A 22,532-nucleotide genomic window follows, 5' to 3' on the forward strand; every position below is an offset into this window, starting at 1 on the left:
AATGGACGTGAGTCTGAAGTGAATAAGCCCCGGCGCGATACCGGGGCGAAGTGATTAGTACTGATTGAAAATCTGCTGGATTTGCTGCGGATCTTTGGTTTGCGTCAGAGCCAGTTGTAGCAGAACGCGTGCTTTTTGCGGGTTCAGCGTGCCGGAGGCAACGAAACCATATTTCGCATCATCCACTTCGGCATCCTGAGTGGTAGCGCCCGTCGGTACGCGGGAAGAACGCACTACCGCAGTGCCGTTTTTCGCGGCGGTTGCCAGAGTGTCAAACACGGATTTATACAGGTTGCCGTTACCCACACCAGCGCTCACGATACCATCATAGCCCGCATCTACCAGGGCTTTAGCCGGAAGATCGGATGCGTTAGCGTAGTTATAAACAATGCCGACTTTCGGCAGTTCATTCAGCTTAGAGACATCGAACGGCGTGTCGCTGGTGTGCTTACGTGCCGGGGTACGCTGATAGTCAATCTTACCGTTATGAATGTATCCCAGCGGACCGTAGTTAACAGACTTGAAGGTCGCTACGTCGGTGGTGTTGGTTTTGGTGACATCGCGACCGTCCAGTACGGTGTCGTTCATCACCACCAGCACGCCACGATTGGCGGAGGCTTTATCAGCGGCGGTCACTACCGCGTTATACAGGTTGAATGGACCGTCTGCGCTCATGGAGGTGGATGGGCGCATTGCGCCGACCATCACCACCGGTTTGTCGCATTTCACCGTCAGATCGAGGAAGTAAGCAGTCTCTTCCATCGTGTCGGTACCGTGGGTAATAACGAAGCCGTCAGTCTTATCGCAGTCAGTGTTAATTTTTTTCGCCAGTGTCAGCCAGACATTATCGTTCATGTCCTGGGAGCCGATATTAACGACCTGCTCGCCTTTAACGTTCGCAATGTCCTTCAGTTGCGGCACCGCATTGACCAGATTTTCTACGCCAACTTTACCCGCTGTGTAGTTAGATTTGGTTGCGGAGTCACCACCACCGGCAATCGTCCCGCCAGTCGCTAAAATGGTGATATTGGGTAATGCCAATGCTGCACCACTAAAACCCATAACCAGTGCGGCAAGTGCCGTCTTTTTGAAAAACTCCATTTCATTCCTCCAGTTACGTGAACGCTACGTATTATCCCTTAGCTTTGTATAGGAAATTTGACGTTAAACAATTTACTTTGTGAATAGATTTTGGAGATCTATAAAGTTAGAGGCAGGTAACAAAATGAAGAATTAAACGGCATAAAAAAGCATTATGCCGTCTTAAACTAGAGGATTATTTCAAATTTCCGACCAGGGCTTTACGGCTGTCTTCCAGAGTCACAACACGGCTACAAACATCTTTGCCAAATTGCTGGAAATCTTTTTCCTGTTTTTTCCACTCGGTCTGGATTGAGGATTGCAGTCCCCCCAGGCTTCCCAGCACATTCTGTAACGGGTTGCCGCCGCTTTTCAGCACCGCTTTCGCGCCCATTTCGTTAATGCTGTCCTGCAAAATTCCGCCCATCGCCTGATTCACTAACTGCTGACCTTCGGCGCGAACCTGATCAATGGCTTTATAGTGAAACGTCAGGCCATCGCTGCGCGTTTCGATAATGCGATTCATCTGCTCTTTCAGCTGCGCATCAAGTTTGGTCAGACGGCTGCGCATTTTGCTGCTTTCGCCCATCTCCTGAACGATAATTTTATCCAGCGCAACGCGTGCTTTCTCTACGCGGCTTTTCGCACCTTCATCAATCCACGGCAGCGTGCTGCGCAGTTCGGCCTGATAATCCTTCGCCTGCTCGCGCTGGGCGGCGTTCAGTGAATATTGCTTGCCGTTGTACATCACATTGCCGTCTGGCGTGATCACCAGATTGCCGTTTTCGCCCTTCACCTGCACGGTTTGCGGGCTGACAATCACATCGTCACGCGGCGTGACGCTGCACTGGTAGTCGGCGTGAGCGGTCATTGCCGTCACTGAAAGTGCTGCCGCCAGCAGCATTTTGCGCATCATAGTCTTCCCTCAAGAACAAATCAGGCCAGCATTTGCTGGCCCCAGATTGATAACAAAGTACACGTTGTCCATGCCGGATGCGGCGTAAATGCTTTATCCGGCCTACTCGATCGTGCATCTTTGTAGGCCTGATAAGCGTAGCGCATCAGGCAGTTTTGCATTTGTCATCGCCCGTATGCTTTATTAGTCCCACCAAACGTCGAAAAGTTCGCTGGTGCGTACCTCATCCAGTTTGCGCTCTTCCAGCCACTTACGCACAATCGCCTGATGTTCTTCGGTGCATTTGCCGATTTCCTGCATGCAGATCAGACCTTCCCAGGCCAGATAACCGCTGCCGTCAAAGGCCAGTTTGTTCGGTTCGATAACCTCGTTAATAAAGTCATCAACGGTTTTATCAATCTGCTCTTCCGATGTACCTTCCGGGAATCGCCATGCCACCGAAAATCCTAATTCCTGGAATTCGTCGATGTGCATTTTTTTACGCAGACGACGGCTACGGTTCTTTGCCATTATTTCACCCTCTCGAACATTAAGTCCCATACTCCGTGACCAAGACGATGACCACGTTGTTCAAATTTCGTCACCGGACGTGATGCCGGACGCGGTACGTAATCATTGCTCTCTGACAGGTTTTTATAACCGTCAATAGAAGACATCACTTCGAGCATATGTTCCGCATAAGGTTCCCAGTCGGTCGCCATATGGAATACGCCACCCAGCTGCAGTTTGCTTTTTACCAGTTCGGCAAACGGCACCTGAACGATACGGCGTTTATTATGGCGCGCTTTGTGCCACGGGTCAGGGAAAAAGAGTTGCACCATGCGCAATGAATTGTCAGGAATCATTTTATGCAGCACTTCGACCGCGTCGTGACACATCACGCGCAGGTTGCTTAAGCCCTCTTCATGCGCGGAAGCCAGGCAAGCCCCAACGCCCGGTGAATGCACTTCAATGCCGAGGAAGTCCTGCTCAGGGCGATCTTTAGCCATTGCCACCAGCGACGCCCCCATGCCAAAACCAATCTCAAGCGTCACCGGCGCTTCACGGCCAAACAGCGTCGGGAAATCCAGCATATCTTCGCTGAACTCAACGCCCATCACCGGCCAGTAGTTTTCCAGCGCATGTTCCTGGCCTTTGGTCAGTCGCCCCTGGCGGCGCACAAAACTACGGATACGGCGCAGTGGGCGGCCGTTTTCATCAAATTCCGGTGAGATGACGTCGTTTTTCATAAAGATTTAGTCGCTTGTGAAAGTGTTCTGAAAACGGGCATTATCCAAAGTTAGTTGCCGGATGCAAGCATGATAAGGCCGTGGCTGCGGAAAGTTCCGGTTTACACCCCGTCGCGGCTGTGCTGCAATCTTGCCCCCAACAACAGTGAATTCGGTGACCATGCAAGCGTCGCAATTTTCAGCCCAGGTGCTGGACTGGTACGATAAATACGGGCGGAAAACGCTGCCCTGGCAAATTGACAAGACGCCCTACAAAGTATGGCTCTCAGAAGTGATGTTGCAACAAACTCAGGTTGCGACCGTAATCCCCTATTTTGAACGCTTTATGGCGCGCTTCCCGACGGTGACCGATCTCGCCAACGCGCCGCTCGACGAAGTTCTCCACTTGTGGACCGGGCTTGGCTATTACGCCCGCGCGCGCAATCTGCATAAAGCGGCACAACAAGTTGCCACCTTACACGGCGGTAAATTCCCGGAAACCTTTGAAGAAGTTGCGGCGTTACCGGGCGTCGGGCGTTCCACTGCGGGCGCGATTCTCTCACTTTCTCTGGGTAAGCACTTTCCGATTCTCGACGGTAACGTCAAACGCGTGCTGGCGCGCTGCTATGCTGTAAGCGGCTGGCCTGGGAAAAAAGAGGTCGAGAATAAATTATGGAGTTTGAGCGAGCAGGTGACGCCCGCGGTTGGCGTGGAGCGGTTTAATCAGGCGATGATGGATTTAGGTGCGATGATTTGTACGCGTTCGAAGCCGAAATGCTCGCTCTGCCCGCTGCAAAACGGTTGTATTGCCGCCGCCAATAATAGCTGGTCGCTTTATCCGGGCAAAAAGCCGAAACAGACGCTGCCGGAGCGCACCGGCTACTTTCTGCTGTTACAGCACGAAGATGAAGTATTGCTGGCGCAGCGTCCGCCGAGCGGATTGTGGGGCGGTTTATACTGTTTCCCACAGTTTGCCGACGAAGAAAGTTTGCGGCAATGGCTGGCACAACGGCAGATTGCTGCCGATAACCTGACGCAACTGACCGCGTTTCGGCATACCTTCAGCCATTTCCACTTAGATATTGTGCCTATGTGGCTTCCCGTGTCGTCATTCACCGACTGCATGGATGAAGGCAATGCGCTCTGGTATAACTTAGCGCAACCGCCGTCAGTTGGCCTGGCGGCTCCCGTGGAGCGTTTGTTACAGCAGTTACGCACTGGCGCGCCGGTTTAGCGCGTGAGTCGATAAAGAGGATGATTTATGAGCAGAACGATTTTTTGTACTTTCCTGCAGCGTGAAGCAGAAGGTCAGGATTTTCAGCTGTACCCCGGCGAACTGGGAAAACGCATCTATAACGAGATCTCCAAAGAAGCCTGGGCGCAGTGGCAGCATAAACAAACCATGCTGATTAATGAAAAGAAACTCAACATGATGAATGCCGAGCACCGCAAGCTGCTGGAGCAGGAGATGGTCAACTTCCTGTTCGAGGGTAAAGAGGTGCATATCGAGGGCTATACGCCGGAAGATAAAAAATAAAAACAGTGCCGGAGCACGCCTCCGGCAACTTGCATAAAAACAAACACAACACGCACCCGGAATGATGAAAAAATATCTCGCGCTGGCTTTGATTGCGCCGTTGCTCATCTCCTGTTCGACGACCAAAAAAGGCGATACCTATAATGAAGCCTGGGTCAAAGATACCAACGGTTTTGATATTCTGATGGGGCAATTTGCCCACAATATTGAGAACATTTGGGGATTCAAAGAGGTGGTGATCGCCGGTCCTAAGGACTACGTGAAATACACCGATCAATATCAGACCCGCAGCCACATCAACTTCGATGACGGCACGATTACTATCGAAACCATCGCCGGGACAGAACCTACTGCGCATTTGCGCCGGGCAATCATCAAAACATTATTGATGGGCGACGATCCGAGTTCGGTCGATCTCTATTCCGACGTTGATGATATTACGATTTCGAAAGAACCTTTCCTTTACGGTCAGGTGGTGGATAACACCGGGCAGCCGATTCGCTGGGAAGGTCGCGCGAGTAACTTCGCGGATTATCTGCTGAAAAACCGTCTGAAGAGCCGCAGCAATGGGCTGCGTATCATCTACAGCGTGACCATTAATATGGTGCCGAACCACCTTGATAAACGTGCGCACAAATATCTCGGCATGGTCCGCCAGGCATCACGGAAATATGGCGTTGATGAGTCGCTGATTCTGGCGATTATGCAGACCGAATCTTCCTTTAACCCGTATGCGGTCAGCCGTTCCGATGCGCTGGGATTAATGCAGGTGGTACAACATACTGCCGGGAAAGATGTGTTCCGCTCACAGGGGAAATCCGGCACGCCAAGCCGCAGTTTCTTGTTTGATCCTGCCAGCAATATTGATACCGGCACCGCGTATCTGGCGATGCTGAATAATGTTTATCTCGGCGGAATTGATAACCCAACGTCGCGGCGTTATGCCGTCATCACCGCCTATAACGGTGGTGCAGGCAGCGTATTACGCGTCTTCTCGAACGATAAAATTCAGGCTGCCGCTATTATAAATACTATGACGCCGGGCGATGTTTATCAGACGCTGACAACCCGCCATCCGTCTGCGGAATCTCGTCGCTATCTTTATAAAGTGAACATGGCGCAGAAATCTTACCGCCGCCGATAATTTCATCTTTGCCTCTGACAATACTCCGAGACAAAGTGTTATACGCATCACAATTTTGCCTTGCAAATTGAGTTTATTTGCAATTATTTGCCACGGATAACAAAAAAACAGTCAGTGAAGTTGATAGAATCGCATCATCTTGCACGGTCAAATGTGCTTTTTAAAACACTCATCCGCATCACGATGTGAGGAAATTAACATGAATCTTAAGCTGCAGCTGAAAATCCTCTCTTTTCTGCAGTTCTGTCTGTGGGGAAGTTGGCTGACGACCCTCGGCTCATATATGTTCGTTACCCTGAAGTTCGACGGTGCTTCCATTGGCGCTGTTTATAGCTCGCTGGGTATCGCTGCGGTCTTTATGCCTGCTTTGCTGGGGATTGTGGCCGACAAATGGTTAAGTGCGAAATGGGTGTATGCTATTTGTCACACCATCGGCGCAATCACCCTCTTCATGGCGGCACAAGTTACCACTCCGGAGGCGATGTTCCTCGTGATATTGATTAACTCGTTTGCTTATATGCCAACGCTTGGGTTAATCAACACCATCTCCTACTATCGCCTGCAAAATGCAGGAATGGATATCGTGACTGATTTCCCGCCAATCCGTATCTGGGGTACTATCGGCTTTATCATGGCGATGTGGGTTGTGAGCCTGTCTGGCTTTGAATTGAGCCACATGCAGCTATATATTGGCGCAGCACTCTCCGCCGTTCTGGTGCTGTTCACCTTTACGCTGCCGTATATTCCGGTTGCTAAACAGCAAGCTAATCAGAGCTGGACGACGCTGCTCGGCCTCGATGCATTCGCGCTGTTTAAAAACAAGCGTATGGCGATTTTCTTCATCTTCTCGATGCTGCTGGGCGCGGAACTGCAGATTACCAACATGTTCGGTAATACCTTCCTGCACAGCTTCGACAAAGATCCGATGTTTGCCAGCAGCTTCATCGTGCAGCATGCGTCAATCATCATGTCGATTTCGCAAATCTCTGAAACCCTGTTCATTCTGACCATCCCGTTCTTCTTAAGCCGCTACGGCATTAAGAACGTAATGATGATCAGTATCGTGGCGTGGATCCTGCGTTTTGCGCTGTTTGCTTACGGCGACCCGACTCCGTTCGGTACTGTACTGCTGGTTCTGTCGATGATTGTTTACGGCTGTGCGTTCGACTTCTTCAACATCTCTGGTTCGGTGTTTGTCGAAAAAGAAGTTAGCCCGGCGATTCGCGCCAGTGCGCAAGGGATGTTCCTGATGATGACCAACGGCTTCGGCTGTATCCTCGGTGGCATCGTGAGCGGTAAAGTGGTTGAGATGTACACCCAAAACGGCATTACCGACTGGCAGACCGTATGGCTGATTTTCGCAGGTTACTCCGTGATTCTGGCCTTCGCATTCATGGCGATGTTTAAATACAAACACGTTCGTGTCCCTGCCGGTACACAAACTGTTAACCACTAATTACGCAAAGAAAAACGGGGCGCCAGAAGGTGCCCCGTTTTTTATTCTTACTTCAACACATAACCGTATAACCGTTTCATTCCATCCGCATCGGTTTCGCTATAGACACCTTGTAGCTCCGGCGAAAATCCCGGCAGCAAATTCACGCCTTCTTCCAGTGCAAGGAAATAACGCTGGACCGCTCCGCCCCACATTTCTCCTGGCACCACGCAAAGCACGCCAGGTGGATACGGCAGCGCGCCTTCCGCCGCAATTCGCCCTTCGGCATCACGAATGCGCACCAACTCCACTTCACCACGAATATAAGCGCTATGCGCGTCCTGGGGATTCATCACCACTGGCGGGAAGCTCTGCTGGCGGAACATCGCTTTTTGCAGGTCTTTGACGTCGAAACTGACATACAGATCGTGCATCTCCTGACACAACTGGCGCAGGGTATAGTCGCGATAGCGCACCGGGTATTTGTTATAAACGCTCGGCAAGACTTCAGACAGCGGCGAGTCATCTTCAATATGCTGTTCAAACTGCACCAGCATCGCCACCAGCTGTGCCAGCTTCTCGTGGCTTTCCGCCGGAGTTAATAAGAACAGAATGGAGTTGAGATCGCACTTCTCCGGCACAATGCCGTTCTCACGCAGATAGTGCGCCAGAATCGTCGCTGGAACGCCAAAATCGCTATATTCGCCGGTTTCAGCATCGATACCCGGCGTAGTGAGTAACAGCTTGCAGGGATCAACAAAATACTGATCCGCGGCATATCCTTCAAAGCCGTGCCACTTCGCCCCCGGCTCAAAACTGAAAAAACGGCGGTCGCTGGCTAACACTGACGTCGGATAATCCTGCCACAATTTGCCATCAATAACAGGTGGAATAAACGGGCGGAACAGCTTACAGCGCGCAAGAATCGCTTTCCGGGCTTCAATCCCTATCTCAACACACTCAGCCCACAGCCGACGCCCACTCTCCCCTTCATGAATTTTGGCGTTAACGTCCAGCGCAGCAAACAGCGGGTAAAACGGGCTGGTTGAAGCATGGAGCATAAAAGCATTATTCAGCCGTTTATGCGGGCAAAACCGCGCCTGCCCGCGAATATGGTTATCTTTTTTATGAATCTGCGATGTCTGTGAGAATCCCGCCTGCTGTTTGTGCACCGACTGGGTAACAAAGATCCCAGGATCGCTTTCGTTAAGCTCTAACAGCAACGGCGAGCTATCTGCCATCATCGGGATAAACTGTTCGTACCCGACCCACGCGGAATCAAACAGAATGTAATCACACAGACGCCCAATGGTATCGATCACCTGACGGGCGTTGTAGATAGTGCCGTCATAGGTTCCCAGCTGAATAATCGCCAGGCGGAACGGGCGCGGCAGTTCGGCTTTTTCTGGCGCAACGTCGCGAATTTGCTGGCGCAGATACTCTTCATTAAAACAGTGCGCATCAATCCCGCCGATAAACCCGAATGGGTTGCGTGAGGCTTCCAGATACACCGGCGTCGCCCCCGCCTGAATCAGCGCACCGTGATGATTCGACTTATGGTTGTTACGGTCGAAGAGCACCAGATCACCACGCGTTAACAGTGCATTCGTCACAACCTTATTCGCCGCCGATGTGCCGTTCAGCACAAAATAGGTTTTATCGGCATGAAAGACTTTGGCAGCGAATTTCTGCGCATCCTTTGCGGAACCTTCATGAATAAGCAAATCGCCCAGTTTTACATCAGCGTTACACATATCGGCACGAAAGACGTTCTCGCCAAAGAAATCGTAAAAATGGCGTCCGGCAGGATGCTTTTTAAAGAACGCACCATGTTGATGCCCAGGACAAGCAAAGGTGCTATTGCCCATCTCAACGTACTGGGTCAGCGTGTCATAAAATGGCGGCAGCAAATTCTCTTCATACTGACAGGCTGCGGATTCCAGCTCCAGCCACTGCTGCTCATTGCCGTTGATGATAGCCGTAACGCCCGCGGGCAATTCAACCGCATCTTCAGAATACAAAAACACCGGCAGATGAAAACCGGTGCGCTTAAGTAACGCAAGGATGCCGCTACGACTATCCGCAGCGGTAATGACGACTGCCGCGACGTCCGTAAAATCAGTATCTTCCAGCGCCACCACGCGGCGATGGGTAGAAAGTCGGGAAACCAGTTCACCACTGGCGGCAATACTCATTGATTTCATAAGCGCAAAACCCGTTTCGGGGAAGTAAAAATACCGGGCAAGGTGGAACCCCCTGCCCCATGAGATGTGGGTCAAACTGGTCACCAGCTCCGACCGCCAGACATCAGTAAAAGCAGAAACGCTCTAATTTTACTGTTGCCCTGCAGTGAGCATACGTTAACGTCACCGCATAAAAAGCAGCGTCACAGAACAGGAGACATTTCGCGCGAAACGGCGATAAGCGAAAGAATGTAAGGAGGCGGCGTGCATCAAGCAAGCTCCGTACAGGAAGGAGAAAATTCGCGCAATCATGGCACTTTTCGCTAACGCGTGCAAGCCAGGACTTTGCGACCAGACAAGCAATCGACGGGGCAAAAAGTTCATAATAAAAACATCAAACAACACAATTAACAGGAACTCTTGTGGTCATCGGCCCTTTTATCAACGCAAGTGCAGTATTACTGGGTGGCGCCCTCGGCGCACTGCTTAGCCAACGCTTACCGGAACACATCCGCGTCTCTATGACGTCCATTTTTGGCCTGGCGTCGCTGGGAATTGGTATTTTACTGGTCGTGAAATGTGCCAACCTTCCGGCGATGGTTTTAGCTACGCTACTCGGGGCATTAATCGGCGAAATTTGTCTGCTGGAAAAAGGCGTCAACACTGCGGTCGCTAAAGCGCAGAATCTGTTTCGTCACTCGAGCAAGAAATCTGCGCATGAATCTTTTATTCAGAATTTTGTCGCGATTATTGTCCTGTTTTGTGCCAGCGGCACCGGGATCTTCGGCGCGATGAATGAAGGGATGACAGGCGATCCGAGTATTTTAATCGCCAAGTCATTTCTTGATTTCTTTACAGCGATGATCTTCGCCTGTTCACTTGGCATTGCGGTATCGGTGATTAGTATTCCATTGCTCATCATCCAGTTAACGCTGGCGTGGGCTGCTGCGCTGATATTACCGCTGACCACACCGTCGATGATGGCGGACTTCAGCGCCGTAGGTGGTTTATTGCTGCTGGCAACCGGCTTACGCATCTGCGGCATAAAAATGTTCCCGGTGGTCAACATGCTTCCTGCCCTCCTTCTGGCAATGCCGCTTTCCGCCGCCTGGACCACCTGGTTTGCCTGACATTACGAGCGATAACGGCAAACTGATGATAGATTGTGCAGTCTGCCGTAAATTGAAGAAATTTGATTGACGAGACGAGGCGAATCAGGTTTAATGCGCCCCGTTGCCCGGATAGCTCAGTCGGTAGAGCAGGGGATTGAAAATCCCCGTGTCCTTGGTTCGATTCCGAGTCCGGGCACCAAATTTATAAGGCCTCGCTGCAAAGCGGGGCTTTTTCTTTTTCTGGCTACGGTAAATTTCAGATCGTTGCTACAGGTCATTCGTAATCGTTAACGCCTTTTAATTTCAAAGCATTCTGTCTAATGTCGGCATATCTGGCGATGAGCTGTTTCAGATGCATCTCTGCCTCAGCCCCTGCGGCAGGAGGAAGTGGTTGTCCTGCCGACGACTGTTCCAGTATCCGCAGTTGCTCTTCAGCCGGTATGGATTGATTAAAAGACTGTATCGTTGAAAACACCACTGACTTCAGCTCACTGACCGTCATGTATTTCCCCTTATGCTCATCCAGTCCGTTCAGTCGTTCACTCAGTTTCTGTAGCGTAACCATTCCCTGATGCCAGCCATTCAAATTTTCTGTCGGCAACGCAGCGACATTAAATTGTTGCTGCCACTGCTGTATCAGGGGCTTTGCGCGCTCCGGCCATATCACCTGGGCCTGTTCGACAAGCTGCCTTTCCCTAGTTATGAGCCAGTCCGGCGGTAGCTTGTCCAGAAGCGTAAGCTGCTGTTGTGTTAGCGTAATTAAAGCTTGTGGCAACGGAGATTGCTGACGCAATAAATCCAATTGTTCAGGCGTGAGTACTGCGGGTAACGGTGCCAGAGAGGCAGTAAACTGGGTTTGTAACGGGTCCGGACGATGCAAAAACTGCCACGTCCATAGCGTTGCTGCACCTATCACCAGCATGGTACACATCCCCCCGACAAAAGATTTCCATTTTTTTACTGGCTCAGGTATTGCCGGCAGTACCTCCACGTTCGGCTGTGTAACGTACACCCATTGCACTGCACTGTCTGGCGCCCGGATATCTTCAAACGAACGACCAGTATGGGAACCTGTTGTTATACCCACGTCATTCATGACCGGAGCATGCGAAACGATACCCGACTGAATTGTCGCCCCTGTACAGATTGTGTCATCGCTGTTCTCCAGCCTGACAGCGTTGTTATGTATCAGGGTACGCAATGTATCCAGCTGACTGAGATGTCTGAGTTCCAGGCGCTGTAAAACTGCCCCCAAACGGGTAAGCAGTTGCTCTGCCCGATACAGTTGGCTAAGGTCGCTGTATTTCAGCGGAAGTGAGCGCATCCGTTGTTGCAAACGCTGGCTCAGATTACTGAGGATCTCAATCCGAACATGGACAGGCTGTGGCCAAAGCACACCCCACTGATGGCTTATCAGAGCCTCCAGTATTGCCAACCCTTCATTCAGACCAAACAATCCGGCCAGCTGCGTACGGGCCAGCGTATACCAGGCCGCAGTCTGCAGCTCAACACCATTTTGCTCAAACAGTGAGAGACACAGTTTTTCAGCATAACGCCAGTTCACATCAGGACGTGCCGGATGCGTTAGCTTATTGAGTTCATCACACAAAGCGGCATAATCCGGTAGCCTTCGCGGGTCACCGCCGGTTTTAATTCTACGTGGGGTAATGTCATTCATGACCAGTTATCCATCTGACGTACTTGCGGTTATAGAAGATGATTGTTTATGCAGCTTGGTGTTCTGCATATTCAGGGCGTAGCAGATACTGACGGGGTTAGGGAGAAACGCTAAAACCAGACCTTAAATACGAGCTGCCGTGTCGAGATACTGCTGTTTCAGGTGTCTCAACAGGACTCGCCCTTCAGGCATAAATTCAGTGCCATAACGCACCAGACCAACATCTTTGAGTTCAGCGTCAATGGCATAGCACAGCTCGCCAGGGACTGCCTGTTCCAGCAGAACAACGGTTATTTTTTTCAGACGCGGCTCATATTTGAGCAGTACGGTAGATAACGTCCCCATCATTTCATGCGCCGTCCCCGGCATTCCCTGGAGAATTTTTGTCATATCCGGTAGACCATAGTCCGGCAGATGTGCCAGCGTGCCGGCACGACTGTTAAGAATGCGCTGCATATTGTCCAGTACTGAGAGGATTATCTGGTTCTGCTCGCTAACCTGATTCAGATCCAGACCTCCGGTAAAATTCCCAAACAGGGTTTCATATAGCGACGGACGCGGAGTGTCATTCATCTTTCAACGCCTTCAGAGTCAACCGTTCACTCCCTGCTTCAATGATTCTGGCTGAATCCGGGTCAAGGTCGTCACGACTCAACACGATCCGCCAGGTGTTATTCACCTGATCCGGAGTGCCGACCTTATCCAGGTCTAACATCGCTGCCCGGTCCGGATGATTGTGTGCAAACTCTTTCGCGGCTTCACGCAGGTAGCGCATTTCTGCGTCGTAATAACGCGGGGTTAAATTTTCCATAAAATAGTTACTCAAAATATAGGAAACAATGTTTTCTTCCCCAAAAGTGGAAGTTATCTCACCACTTCGCGAGTAGTCAGAGACATAGGTTTTATCTCCTCATTTAAAATCTCAAATTCAGTAGTTATTTTTCTGAATGACTGACCAGATGAAAAAATGTGAGAAAGTACCTTGCTATAAATTATGAGCCACACTTATTCATCCTCCTTTTATCCAGCCAATAACTTTCTCTAACCACATAACACCGCGGCCCGCGCCGGATCGAGCTGAATCAGCCCGCCTAGCAATTTTTCCATAGCAGGCCCGAGGCGAATCTTGTCAGCCTCACTGCGACTGGCTTTCAGTCTGAGGAGTTTCAGATGACGGGCCTGTACCTCAAACAGCAGCTCGGGTTCCCAGTCGCTAAGGGCCACTTCTGTGGCACGCTCACCCAGCTCTGCAAACAGGTGCACCGCGAGCTCATTTTTTCCGTACTGTTCTGCAATACGCCCCATTAGCAGGCGAAGCAGCCACTGCTGCCGCGCAGTGGCGATGCCTGGTCGATGCTGTAACCAGCTCAGTGCCGCATCCGGGCTTTCGCTGTCCGCCAGCGCCACGGCTTCCGACTCCAGAGCCAGAATGTCGTCGTTCACTTCGGCCATACGGGCGGAAGGCGTTTCATTGCCCCACCCAGCAGTAGTATCCAGTACGCTCTGCTGGATCCAGTTAAGCGTCACTTCATCAGCAAACGGCGTACCGTCACTGAATGCCAGCGTCTCCAGCCCGGATAGTCGAGTCAGTAGCCCCTTCAGATCAGCGGCAATAATGTCAGCCACTATCTCCTTACCGGACTTCGTCAGCGCCTGGTGGATATACCATTGCAGATCCAGCCACAGGTGGTTAGCACCGCGGGAAAAGGTACTGTCTGCCGTTTCCAGAATTTCAGCCCAGTTTTGCTGCAGGTACAGACGTTTGAGCAGCGCTCGCTGGTCTGCTCTTGGGGGTTCGATGCGAGTTCGCCCCTGTGCATCTGGAGCCGGAATAGCCTGCAGGGTATCGTGACGCAGACTTTTCATCAGATGGTGCGCCGACAACCAACCGTCGGGCTGTTCGCGCAGGTATTCGCTGAGTGTGCGCGCCTGCGCCAGCAAATCCTGACCGGAAGTGATTCTCCCAATAGCTGGGGCATCGCTGTGACTCGCAGTGGAAAGTGTCTCAGTAGTACTGGCGTTTTGCGGTACAACTGCATCCACACCGCCCGCTTTCTGCAGGCGGTTTTCCAGCGCACCATACAGCGCGTTAAGTTCTGGGCGGGTTTCATCCGGCTCATTTTCGGTGAGCTGCGCTATCAGCAGCAGCGCACCGATGGTGCGCAGCGCATCTTCCCTGACCACTTCCGGATACAGTGAAAGAGAATCCGTCATGCGTGAACCTGCCAGCCACTCCAGTGCTGCCTTACGGCTGCGGTTGCGCTGTGGATGCAGTTGCACACCGAAACGGTCTATCAGACCCGCCAGCAGTTCGAGTCCCTCTGCCAGCCCCTGCTCGCCTTCACGATGCAACCTGGCCCAGCAGTAATACGTCGCCACACGAATGTCTTTAGCAGTGGTGGTGAGCACTTTCTCCGCCAACTGGCAGATAAGCTCAGTATCCGCCCCGGAGAGTTTGTTGACCTCCTCGCGCATTTGCTGGAAGCCATCGTCATAACCTGGGTCATCCCCCACTGATGACTCTCCGGGTAACGGCTGCAGCCAATTGCTCCACTGCACCACTCGCTCACGGGTAGCGTCAAGGAGTGTCGTCGGCTCTGTCTGACAGGCGCTAACCAGGGCATTTAACGTGCTCATCAATTGACCTCCACCGCATCACGGTTCGTGCTGGCGACCGGGTCTGTCACTGCCACTTTCGCCGTGCTGAAGATGGTATCTGTCAGACTCATAAGGTTCCTTCAGTCATATTTAAACTCCAGCACAACCCCTTCTTCATCATTCCACCCCAGCGTCAACGACGCTGGCTTTTGTTTCGCCGCCATATGAATCAGCAATTGCTGGCTCAGCACCGGCAGAATTTGTTGGTTGAGTAAGCTGTCGACATTGCGCGCCCCGGTATCCGGCAGCAGGCAGGCAGCGGTCAGCGCGTCGTACAGACTTTCGTCAATCAGCGTGGTCAGGCCGTAGTGGCGCTGTAAGCGCTGGCTGACCTGGGAGAGTTTCATCTCCACAATCGTGTGCATGGCTGCTTCTGCCAGCGGACGGTAAATCACGGTCTGGAAACGGGCGAGCAGCGCAGGCTGGAAGTGGTCGCGCAGTATCGGGCGCAGCAGTTCGTGCAGGTCTGCCTCGGTGGCTTCCGGTTGTTCGTCCAGCAACTGCATCAGGTGGTCGCTACCAAGGTTGGAGGTCATCAAAATAACGGTATTGCGGAAGTCAATTTCTCGCCCTTCGCCGTCGCGCATAAAACCACGATCGAATACCTGATAGAACAGATTCATCACGTCACGGTGCGCTTTTTCGACTTCATCGAGCAGCACCACACTGTACGGACGCTTACGTACGGCTTCGGTAAGGATGCCGCCCTGGCCGTAGCCGACGTAACCAGGTGGAGAACCTTTCAGCTGGGAAACTGTGTGTGGCTCCTGGTATTCCGACAGGTTAATGGTAATCAGCGATTTTTCGCCACCGTACAGCACATCCGCCAGCGCCAGCGCGGTTTCAGTTTTTCCTACACCGCTTGGACCAACCAGCAGGAATACACCCTGTGGACCGTTCTCAGAGGTGAGGCCAGTTTTAGCGGCGCGCAGGCGCCGGGCGATGGCTTCAAGCGCAATATTCTGACCGACTACACACTTGCCGATTTCATTTTCCAGGGTAAGCAGTTCAGTCTGTTCGTCTTTCATCAGCGAAGAAAGCGGCACGCCGGTCCAGTCGGCAATCACTGTTGCAACAGTGCGAACATCCACATCCACCGACAACAACGGATTGCCCTGCTGTAAACCGTTCAGCTCCTGTTGCAGGGCATGCGTTTCGCACTGACGGGAAATGTCCTGGCGGCATTCCCGTAGTTGTTCAGTAAGTTTCAGTTCCTGGCCGTACTGGGTTTCAAGTTCGTGGAGTTCAACGATGACGTTTTTCTCTTCCTGTTCAATTGCCGTCAAGCGTTCACCGTGGTTTTGATTACCGACGGTAATGTCTTCCTGTAGAGCTTGTCTCTCCATTTTAAGAGAGGTAATCCGGGAACGGATACGGGTCAACTGTTCGGGTACGGTGTCGAGACTCATACGCACGCGAGCGCTTGCAGTGTCGAGCAGGTCAACGGCTTTGTCCGGGAGTTGACGGCCTGTCAGATAACGTCGGGATAACGTAACGGCAGCGCACACCGCATCATCAGTGATGTGCACATTATGATGTTCGGCATAACGGGATTTCAGGCCACGCAACATCAGACAAGCCGTGTCGTCGTCCGGCTCGTCAACTTTCACCATCTGGAAGCGGCGTTCGAGTGCGGCATCGCGCTCAAAGTATTGTTTATACTCAGACCAGGTCGTCGCGGCGATGGTACGTAACTCACCGCGCGCAAGGGCTGGTTTCAGCAGATTGGCAGCATCAGCACCACCTGCCTGGTTACCTGCGCCGATGATGGTATGGGCCTCATCGATAAACAGCAAGATAGGTACCGGAGACTGCTGTACAGCATTAATCACGTTTTTCAGGCGCTGCTCAAATTCCCCCTTCACTCCCGCCCCCGCCTGCAGCAGCCCGAGGTCAAGAGTGCGTAGCACCACCGGTTTGAGGGATTCAGGGACATTACCGTCAGAGATTCTGAGCGCCAGACCTTCAACCAGTGCGGTTTTCCCGACACCTGGCTCACCGACCAGGATTGGGTTATTTTTTCGGCGACGAGAAAGAATGTCCACCATCTGGCGGATTTCACTATCGCGGCCAAATACCGGATCAATTTTACCTTCACGCGCCTGGGCGGTGACGTCATGGGTGAATTTATCCAGCGCATTCTGCAGCGCCGGACTCAGTTCCCCATCTTTCATCTCACTCCCTACTGGACGCCCGATAAACTCCACGTCCCCACCATGGCTCCCCGTAATTTCGGCTTCCTGCTGTACCTGCGCACGCTCGTCTGACTGAGCATCCAGTAGCGGGCGCAGGCACTCTAACTGGCTCTGGCCCAGAGTCAGCAATGGCCACAGACCATCGCAGCGCACCAGCTTCTGTTTAGCCACCAGCGCCATCAGCAGGTGGTGACTTCGAATCTGTTCTTCTCCCGCCAGTGAGGCAATCAGCCAGGCTTGTTGCATCAATACCTGGATATTTTCTGAAAGCTGCGGGCGATGGCGCACCGAGTGCGGTTGTTTGTCGAGCCAGGCAAGCAAATCTTGCCAGAGAGTGTCCATGTCCCACTCGTAGCGGCGTGCCAGCACGGTGAGATCCCCCTCGCCCTGCTCAAGAAGTTTCAGCAGCCAGTGCTCTGGCAAAATTTCCGCATGCGCGCGAATCTGACAGAGTGAAGCCGCGCCTTCCATCGCACGGGCGCAATAAGGGTTCAGACGTCGCAGCAAAATGGCTGGATTTTCCATGAATATCTCTCTTTGTCGGTTTCTGAACACGCTACCGCCCCTCGCTGTTTTCCGTGAGGAAGACCAAAGCGCATACGGTCGTGCTGACAGATTGTGGAGTTTTTGCTGAAAGCCCGTTGGCTTCAGACGTTCAGCAAAAACAAAAAACGGACAGAGAAACTCTGTCCGCTCGTGGCTTAGGCGGTGGCGCGTTCGTTCCAGGAATCGGAATGAATAATGTTGCCGTCTTTGTAGGTCCAGGTGATTTTTTCGTAACGCAGTTCAATGCGCTCAAGGTGGTTGTGCTTCTCTTTAGAAGGATCCTTGATGTCATACATTTCAGGATTCACCTTCACCACTTTCACGTTCTCAAGTTTGGTGTTGAAGTACTCCACTTCCTGGCCTGCGTCGTTGATTTTGTACCACTTGAATTCGGCAGACTTGAGGGTCTGACCGGTGGTCACTGCCTTGTACAAGTACGGGCTGGAGGAGTCGATTTCCTTGGTGAACAGGAACGGGGTATGGATACGGGTGCCGGTCAGTTTGCCTGTGTTGTTATCAGTCGGGATGTACAGGTTGTGTTCCTGAGCCACGACTTCGATGCTGCCTTCACGATCCTGAACGTCAACAGACCCTTTGATGTCCGCGCCGCCATCGTCCTTCAGCCAAAGATAAACAGGTATTGCCATGGAATTACTCTCCATTATGTTGTGATGCGCCATCATCCTGCGATGACGCCAGGGTGTGTCCAGGTATCTGACAGGCATTAGCCTGCGGTACCAGACTGATTTCGACACGCCGGTTGAGCGCACGGCCCTCTGGGGTGTCATTGGTTGCGACCGGACGGCTTTCGCCATAGCCCTGTACCGCAAAACAGCTTTCCGGTACGTCACCGGTTTCATGCATCCAGACGCGCACCGCTTCGGCACGTTTCTGAGAAAGCGTCTGGTTTAGTTGTGCGTTCCCGGTGTTATCCGTGTGGCCAGCGACCACAATCAACCAGCCCGGTTTTGCTCTGACTCCCACCAGTGAATTAACCAACATTTTGGTGGACCCGGCCTTCAGCACCGATTTGCCGGAATCAAATAGCGACATACTGTCGAGGCGGATAATCTTCTGCCCCGGGACGATTTTTTGGATAACAGGTGAAGAGAACGACGGTGGTGCCAGGTCATCCATGACGGCTTCAATAACAGGTACAAGACGCAGTCCCTGATACAGTCCAAGGCGATAACGCACAGGCTCACCGCGACGATGCCAGTCATCCAGCAGTGCACCATCAGCGCGCAGACGCTGTTGGGCCCGGAGTTTAGGTTCTGCCGGTGTGTCAGTAAGATGGTGGTATAAGGCAAGGTGGTCGCCGACATTGCGACGGATAAATCACAAACCGGAGGAAGATTATCCGCCAGGTCGGTATCAACGATCGTGCCATCCTGGAAACGTACCACCAGACGGGTAGCATTTAGCCGTGACAGCGCCAGGGCGGCGGTGTCAAATTCAGCATTCACCACGCCCCAGGGATGGGAAATCCCCATCCTTGCAACGGTATCGGCAACGTGCGCATTCCAGCGGGCCTGCTGCTGGAACTGTTGCGGGGCCAGCGCAGCCCCGTCCTCCCAAAGTGGGCGAAAAATTTTCATCCTTGATTTCCCCTCGCCTTACGACTTGGCTTTTGGCATCTGGGAAACCAGTGATAGGTTGATGTCCATCCCTTCCACCTGGAAGTGGGGGATAGCAAAGAGTTTCACGCGGAAGAAGCCTGGGTTATCCCCGATATCTTCCACCAGCACTTTCGCGTCACGCAGCGGGTGAGAAGCCTGCAAGTCATCGCCCGGATCGGTCATTTCTGTCACAAGACCACGAACCCAGGTATTAAGCTCCAGTTCCAGCAGACGACGATCCTTGGTTGTACCAATGTTTTCCCGTTGAATCAGCTTCAGGTAATGAGCGATTCGCGACAGCAGGAAGATGTACGGCAAACGCGCATTGATGCGGCTATTTGCAGTGGCATCAGCAGTGTCGTAGAGCGCAGGTTTTTGCGTGGAGTTCGCCGAGAAGAAACAGGCATAATCGCGGTTTTTGTAGTACGACAGGGGAATAAATCCAAGATTTGCGAATTCAAATTCGCGGGTTTCCGGGATCATCACCTCTGACGGAATTTTGACCTGATTACCCGTACCGAGATCATACAGATGAATGGGCAAGTCCTGCACTGCCCCCCCGGCCTGTGGGCCACGGATTTGCACGCACCAGCCGTTGTTGATGAAGCTTTTCACCATGTTGGCCGCAAAAGCGAAGGAGGCATTGGTCCACAGGTATTTATCGTGATCCGGGCCTTTTACTTCTTCAACATAGTTAAAACTACGTACCGGTACTGTGTCCGGGCCATACGGCAAACGGCCCAGCACGCGAGGCATGACCAGCCCCATGTATCGGGAGTCATCCGTATCCCTGAAACTTTTCCATTTAATGTACTCGGCGCGGTCAAAGTAGTTACCAATATCTTTGATGGCCGCGACCTCTTCCATTGACTCTTTCAGGAAAAATTTCGGCCCCGCAGAACCGATAAAGGGCATATGTGCCGCAGCAGACACTTTTGACAAATTACGCATCAGCGCCACGTCCTGCGCAGAAGCATCAAACTCGTAAGAGGAAATCAGCGCGGCAATCGGCTCGCCGCCCGGAGTGTCATACTCATCGATGTATGTGTGTTTGTACAAACCACTCTGGATAATTTCCGGGCTATCTTCAAAATCCTGGCGCAGGTCTTCTTTAGAGATATCCAGCAGTTCAACTTTCACGTTCTGGCGGAAATCGGTTTTATCAACCAACGATTTCACGCCCCGCCACAGGCTTTCTACCGCCTGAAAGGCCTCATGATGCATAACTGCATCAAGTTGGCGACTTATCTGGTAATCCAGTTCAGCGATATGGTGGTCAATCAAATTTTTGTCGAGCTTTTCAACTTTAGAGCCGGATTTAGTCAGACATTCCAGGAACACTTGCATCCCGGCCGTTAAACGTTCATCCGCGGTCGCATCCGACATCGCCTGTGCATCCTGCCAAATATCCAGTGCACTCAACTCTGAGACTGGGCTCAGATTAATTTTTTCAAACAGGGACGCATAAACTCCACTTGCCACAGGACGTTCAAGGACCACACTCTCGCCAGCAGTGGCATTCTCATTATTTACAGACATCAACATATTCCTTATTAATCCGTTAAATCGTCATGATCGTTATGGCTGTTTTGGGGCCAGGGCTGAGAGTTCGGCTCTGAGTTCTGCGCTTAATGCCGGGTCCAGCAGAATATTTTCCAGTTCTTTGCGGAAAGCCTGGTTATCCAGAAGATTTGCTTTTAAATCACGAAGTAAATTACGCATGGAAAGCATGGCCTTCAGCTGCGGTATTTGTCGGGAGACTTGTTCCGGGGAAAAATCCTTTATACTGCGGAATGTCAGTTTGATGCTGTCTTCGCTATCGTCATCAGCAAGCGTATTTTTAACGATAAGATTTACTTTTGGGGAATAATCAAAAAGGACTGCATCAAAGTTATTTTTGTTAAGATTAACTTTTTTACGTTCTGATAATGGCGCTGATTCCTGACCATTACTAAAATCACCCGCAATAAGTAACTTAAGGGGTAATTCCATTTTTTTGCTTGCGCCACCTGTATGCAGTTCTAATTTTAGATTAATACGGGCCTTCGGGATCTCCCGCTGGAAGCTGTCACTCATAGTTCCCTCACGTAATTCAGTTAAAGTCAAATTAACAACAATATTTCCTTAACCAGATACTAGGGCAATATCAATTTCAAAAAAACAATATAGATCAATAAATTGAATATAAAAAACAATAAGAGATCTGCCAAAAAACAAGAATAATTTTAGACATATCAAGCAATTAAAAAACAACTTTATACATGTTCTTAATTATATTTTCATTACGTAACTACATTATTTTTTATACCCTAACCCAGATTGTACAAAGTGCGAAATGCTGACTTATTATATAACAACATTCTTCATGTTCCTCAGGCGGCAGCCCTGAGTGTTTTTGCGATGTAATATCGAAGTAATTCGTTTGTATATAAAACCCATCGCTAAAGTAAACCCTGAATATTCACCGTGCACTGGCATTTCCTCTTTGCACGCTCCAGCTTAAAGTCAAACCAGTTTCTATTAGGTTAAATACCGTAGAAGGAAGGTTTACTTATTAATATTTTTATTTCAGGCAATCGGAATTTTGCATTTTTGCATCCAGAGGCCTCTTCAGGAATACTCTGATTAAGCATAAATATTGATGCAGCGCAGCAAATTATTTATTTTCACCACGTATATTCACATAGACATTGTAATTGCACAGTAAAAGTAGGTACTTATGCGTAATGGAGTATTTCGGATTAGTAAGTATTTGGTTGTTATTACTGCGATATCCTGTATGTATACCGGATTTGCATTTGCAACGAACGTCACATTGAACTCTGTCCAGGTAAAACATCTGAATAGTGTCATCAATCGTGAGGTAAAAGGGACGAATGACCGTAATTTTGTTAATAACAACTGGACTGAAGCTCAGCGCGTAGCCGAATTTATTTGCCGACCGCTCGCACTAAAAGAGCTGCAGAAGCAGTACCCCGACGTAGATAAGGTTATTTTCGATCAGGGAAAACATAATATGCAGCGACTGCTCTCACCTGCACTACTGACAGGCAATGGCCAGTACCGTAGGGGGATTAGCTGGACGCCGTTTCACTTCGAATGTCAACTGTCAGTAAAAACCGGGGAAGCAACAGGATTCAGGCTGACGAGAAACAGAGCCCTGACCATGGCTCCAGGGCCAGTTATTCGATCTGAAGGAGCCAACCAGTGAAAAATATACT

At 51.2% G+C, this 22,532-nt stretch carries 19 protein-coding genes, 1 tRNA gene and 2 pseudogenes; 7 read left to right on the forward strand and 15 right to left on the reverse strand.

The genetic code is table 11. The features are described 5' to 3' along the window. Positions 1-54: 54 nt before the first annotated feature. From ansB to trmB, 4 genes are all read right to left on the reverse strand, one after another. Positions 55-1,101 carry an L-asparaginase 2 gene (gene ansB, locus FEK66_RS14390; protein WP_000394125.1) on the reverse strand — a complete coding sequence of 349 codons (1,047 nt, stop codon included), beginning with the start codon at positions 1,099-1,101 and terminating at the stop codon, positions 55-57. Positions 1,102-1,276: 175 nt separating this feature from the next. Continuing rightward, positions 1,277-1,996 (reverse strand): DUF2884 family protein, encoded by a 720-nt coding sequence (locus tag FEK66_RS14395; RefSeq protein WP_000984799.1) that lies wholly within the window; start codon positions 1,994-1,996, stop codon positions 1,277-1,279. 183 nt (positions 1,997-2,179) lie between these two features. Then, positions 2,180-2,506 carry a YggL family protein gene (locus FEK66_RS14400; protein ID WP_001107564.1) on the reverse strand — a complete coding sequence of 109 codons (327 nt, stop codon included), beginning with the start codon at positions 2,504-2,506 and terminating at the stop codon, positions 2,180-2,182. After that, positions 2,506-3,225 carry a tRNA (guanosine(46)-N7)-methyltransferase TrmB gene (gene trmB / locus FEK66_RS14405; protein WP_021542238.1) on the reverse strand — a complete coding sequence of 240 codons (720 nt, stop codon included), beginning with the start codon at positions 3,223-3,225 and terminating at the stop codon, positions 2,506-2,508. The genes FEK66_RS14400 and trmB overlap by 1 nt, the downstream gene beginning before the upstream one ends. A 160-nt stretch (positions 3,226-3,385) precedes the next feature. Here trmB and mutY point away from each other — a divergent pair, with 160 nt between their 5' ends. The 4 genes from mutY (at position 3,386) to nupG (ending at position 7,341) form a co-directional block, all read left to right on the forward strand. After that, positions 3,386-4,438, forward strand: a complete 1,053-nt coding sequence (gene mutY, locus FEK66_RS14410) for an A/G-specific adenine glycosylase (protein WP_135487289.1) — start codon at positions 3,386-3,388, stop codon at positions 4,436-4,438. Positions 4,439-4,465: 27 nt separating this feature from the next. Further along, entirely contained in the window at positions 4,466-4,741 is a 276-nt protein-coding gene (locus FEK66_RS14415; RefSeq protein WP_000091700.1) for an oxidative damage protection protein, read from the forward strand. 64 nt (positions 4,742-4,805) lie between these two features. Next, positions 4,806-5,885, forward strand: a complete 1,080-nt coding sequence (gene mltC, locus FEK66_RS14420; protein ID WP_135495061.1) for a membrane-bound lytic murein transglycosylase MltC — start codon at positions 4,806-4,808, stop codon at positions 5,883-5,885. Between the two features lie 199 nt (positions 5,886-6,084). Continuing rightward, entirely contained in the window at positions 6,085-7,341 is a 1,257-nt protein-coding gene (gene nupG, locus FEK66_RS14425; protein ID WP_130207923.1) for a nucleoside permease NupG, read from the forward strand. A 47-nt stretch (positions 7,342-7,388) separates the two neighbouring features. On the opposite strand, the gene speC is transcribed toward nupG, so the two are convergent. Beyond that, positions 7,389-9,524, reverse strand: coding sequence for an ornithine decarboxylase (gene speC / locus FEK66_RS14430; RefSeq protein WP_135407801.1), 2,136 nt, complete (start codon positions 9,522-9,524; stop codon positions 7,389-7,391). Positions 9,525-9,925: 401 nt separating this feature from the next. Here speC and FEK66_RS14435 point away from each other — a divergent pair, with 401 nt between their 5' ends. Continuing rightward, a complete protein-coding gene (locus FEK66_RS14435; protein ID WP_130207927.1) occupies positions 9,926-10,633 on the forward strand; it encodes a DUF554 domain-containing protein in 708 nt (235 codons plus the stop codon). A gap of 105 nt (positions 10,634-10,738) precedes the next feature. After that, positions 10,739-10,814, forward strand: a tRNA-Phe gene (locus FEK66_RS14440). 75 nt (positions 10,815-10,889) lie between these two features. On the opposite strand, the gene FEK66_RS14445 is transcribed toward FEK66_RS14440, so the two are convergent. From FEK66_RS14445 to tssB, 10 genes and pseudogenes are all read right to left on the reverse strand, one after another. Beyond that, entirely contained in the window at positions 10,890-12,293 is a 1,404-nt protein-coding gene (locus FEK66_RS14445; protein WP_135407803.1) for a VasL domain-containing protein, read from the reverse strand. Positions 12,294-12,416: 123 nt separating this feature from the next. Further along, the gene (gene tssE / locus FEK66_RS14450; RefSeq protein WP_130207931.1) at positions 12,417-12,866 is read right to left on the reverse strand and encodes a type VI secretion system baseplate subunit TssE; all 450 of its coding nucleotides are present in this window, start codon (positions 12,864-12,866) and stop codon (positions 12,417-12,419) included. Next, positions 12,859-13,104, reverse strand: a complete 246-nt coding sequence (locus FEK66_RS26235) for a type VI secretion system baseplate subunit TssF (RefSeq protein ID WP_135407807.1) — start codon at positions 13,102-13,104, stop codon at positions 12,859-12,861. Before FEK66_RS26235 ends, tssE begins: the two co-directional genes overlap by 8 nt. A gap of 230 nt (positions 13,105-13,334) precedes the next feature. Then, entirely contained in the window at positions 13,335-14,930 is a 1,596-nt protein-coding gene (tssA, locus tag FEK66_RS14460) for a type VI secretion system protein TssA (RefSeq protein WP_135495040.1), read from the reverse strand. 101 nt (positions 14,931-15,031) lie between these two features. Continuing rightward, the gene (gene tssH / locus FEK66_RS14465; RefSeq protein WP_135495041.1) at positions 15,032-17,671 is read right to left on the reverse strand and encodes a type VI secretion system ATPase TssH; all 2,640 of its coding nucleotides are present in this window, start codon (positions 17,669-17,671) and stop codon (positions 15,032-15,034) included. 176 nt (positions 17,672-17,847) lie between these two features. Beyond that, complete coding sequence (gene hcp / locus FEK66_RS14470; RefSeq protein ID WP_024558534.1) at positions 17,848-18,339, reverse strand: type VI secretion system effector Hcp; 492 nt, start codon at positions 18,337-18,339, stop codon at positions 17,848-17,850. A gap of 4 nt (positions 18,340-18,343) precedes the next feature. Next, positions 18,344-19,021: pseudogene (locus FEK66_RS14475) on the reverse strand (OmpA family protein); the annotation flags it as partial. Between the two features lie 2 nt (positions 19,022-19,023). After that, a pseudogene (gene tssK, locus FEK66_RS14480) lies at positions 19,024-19,290 on the reverse strand (type VI secretion system baseplate subunit TssK); the annotation flags it as partial. An 18-nt stretch (positions 19,291-19,308) separates the two neighbouring features. Beyond that, the gene (tssC, locus tag FEK66_RS14485; protein WP_130207939.1) at positions 19,309-20,856 is read right to left on the reverse strand and encodes a type VI secretion system contractile sheath large subunit; all 1,548 of its coding nucleotides are present in this window, start codon (positions 20,854-20,856) and stop codon (positions 19,309-19,311) included. 33 nt (positions 20,857-20,889) lie between these two features. Continuing rightward, positions 20,890-21,387 (reverse strand): type VI secretion system contractile sheath small subunit, encoded by a 498-nt coding sequence (gene tssB / locus FEK66_RS14490; protein WP_130207941.1) that lies wholly within the window; start codon positions 21,385-21,387, stop codon positions 20,890-20,892. A gap of 643 nt (positions 21,388-22,030) precedes the next feature. On the opposite strand from tssB, the gene FEK66_RS25825 reads away from it, so the two are divergent. Continuing rightward, complete coding sequence (locus FEK66_RS25825; RefSeq protein WP_130207943.1) at positions 22,031-22,522, forward strand: hypothetical protein; 492 nt, start codon at positions 22,031-22,033, stop codon at positions 22,520-22,522. Positions 22,523-22,532 lie beyond the last annotated feature (10 nt).

The organism is Escherichia sp. E1130 (assembly GCF_005781065.1).
Lineage (GTDB): Bacteria > Pseudomonadota > Gammaproteobacteria > Enterobacterales > Enterobacteriaceae > Escherichia.

Excerpts from the sequence above, each read along its gene's own strand:
- ansB (WP_000394125.1), bottom strand. The coding sequence starts at position 1,101 with ATGGAGTTTTTCAAAAAGACGGCACTTGCCGCACTGGTTATGGGTTTT.
- FEK66_RS14395 (WP_000984799.1), bottom strand. The coding sequence starts at position 1,996 with ATGATGCGCAAAATGCTGCTGGCGGCAGCACTTTCAGTGACGGCAATG.
- FEK66_RS14400 (WP_001107564.1), bottom strand. The coding sequence starts at position 2,506 with ATGGCAAAGAACCGTAGCCGTCGTCTGCGTAAAAAAATGCACATCGAC.
- trmB (WP_021542238.1), bottom strand. The coding sequence starts at position 3,225 with ATGAAAAACGACGTCATCTCACCGGAATTTGATGAAAACGGCCGCCCA.
- mutY (WP_135487289.1), top strand. The coding sequence starts at position 3,386 with ATGCAAGCGTCGCAATTTTCAGCCCAGGTGCTGGACTGGTACGATAAA.
- FEK66_RS14415 (WP_000091700.1), top strand. The coding sequence starts at position 4,466 with ATGAGCAGAACGATTTTTTGTACTTTCCTGCAGCGTGAAGCAGAAGGT.
- mltC (WP_135495061.1), top strand. The coding sequence starts at position 4,806 with ATGAAAAAATATCTCGCGCTGGCTTTGATTGCGCCGTTGCTCATCTCC.
- nupG (WP_130207923.1), top strand. The coding sequence starts at position 6,085 with ATGAATCTTAAGCTGCAGCTGAAAATCCTCTCTTTTCTGCAGTTCTGT.
- speC (WP_135407801.1), bottom strand. The coding sequence starts at position 9,524 with ATGAAATCAATGAGTATTGCCGCCAGTGGTGAACTGGTTTCCCGACTT.
- FEK66_RS14445 (WP_135407803.1), bottom strand. The coding sequence starts at position 12,293 with ATGAATGACATTACCCCACGTAGAATTAAAACCGGCGGTGACCCGCGA.
- tssE (WP_130207931.1), bottom strand. The coding sequence starts at position 12,866 with ATGAATGACACTCCGCGTCCGTCGCTATATGAAACCCTGTTTGGGAAT.
- FEK66_RS26235 (WP_135407807.1), bottom strand. The coding sequence starts at position 13,104 with ATGGAAAATTTAACCCCGCGTTATTACGACGCAGAAATGCGCTACCTG.
- tssA (WP_135495040.1), bottom strand. The coding sequence starts at position 14,930 with ATGAGCACGTTAAATGCCCTGGTTAGCGCCTGTCAGACAGAGCCGACG.
- tssH (WP_135495041.1), bottom strand. The coding sequence starts at position 17,671 with ATGGAAAATCCAGCCATTTTGCTGCGACGTCTGAACCCTTATTGCGCC.
- hcp (WP_024558534.1), bottom strand. The coding sequence starts at position 18,339 with ATGGCAATACCTGTTTATCTTTGGCTGAAGGACGATGGCGGCGCGGAC.
- tssC (WP_130207939.1), bottom strand. The coding sequence starts at position 20,856 with ATGTTGATGTCTGTAAATAATGAGAATGCCACTGCTGGCGAGAGTGTG.
- tssB (WP_130207941.1), bottom strand. The coding sequence starts at position 21,387 with ATGAGTGACAGCTTCCAGCGGGAGATCCCGAAGGCCCGTATTAATCTA.
- FEK66_RS25825 (WP_130207943.1), top strand. The coding sequence starts at position 22,031 with ATGCGTAATGGAGTATTTCGGATTAGTAAGTATTTGGTTGTTATTACT.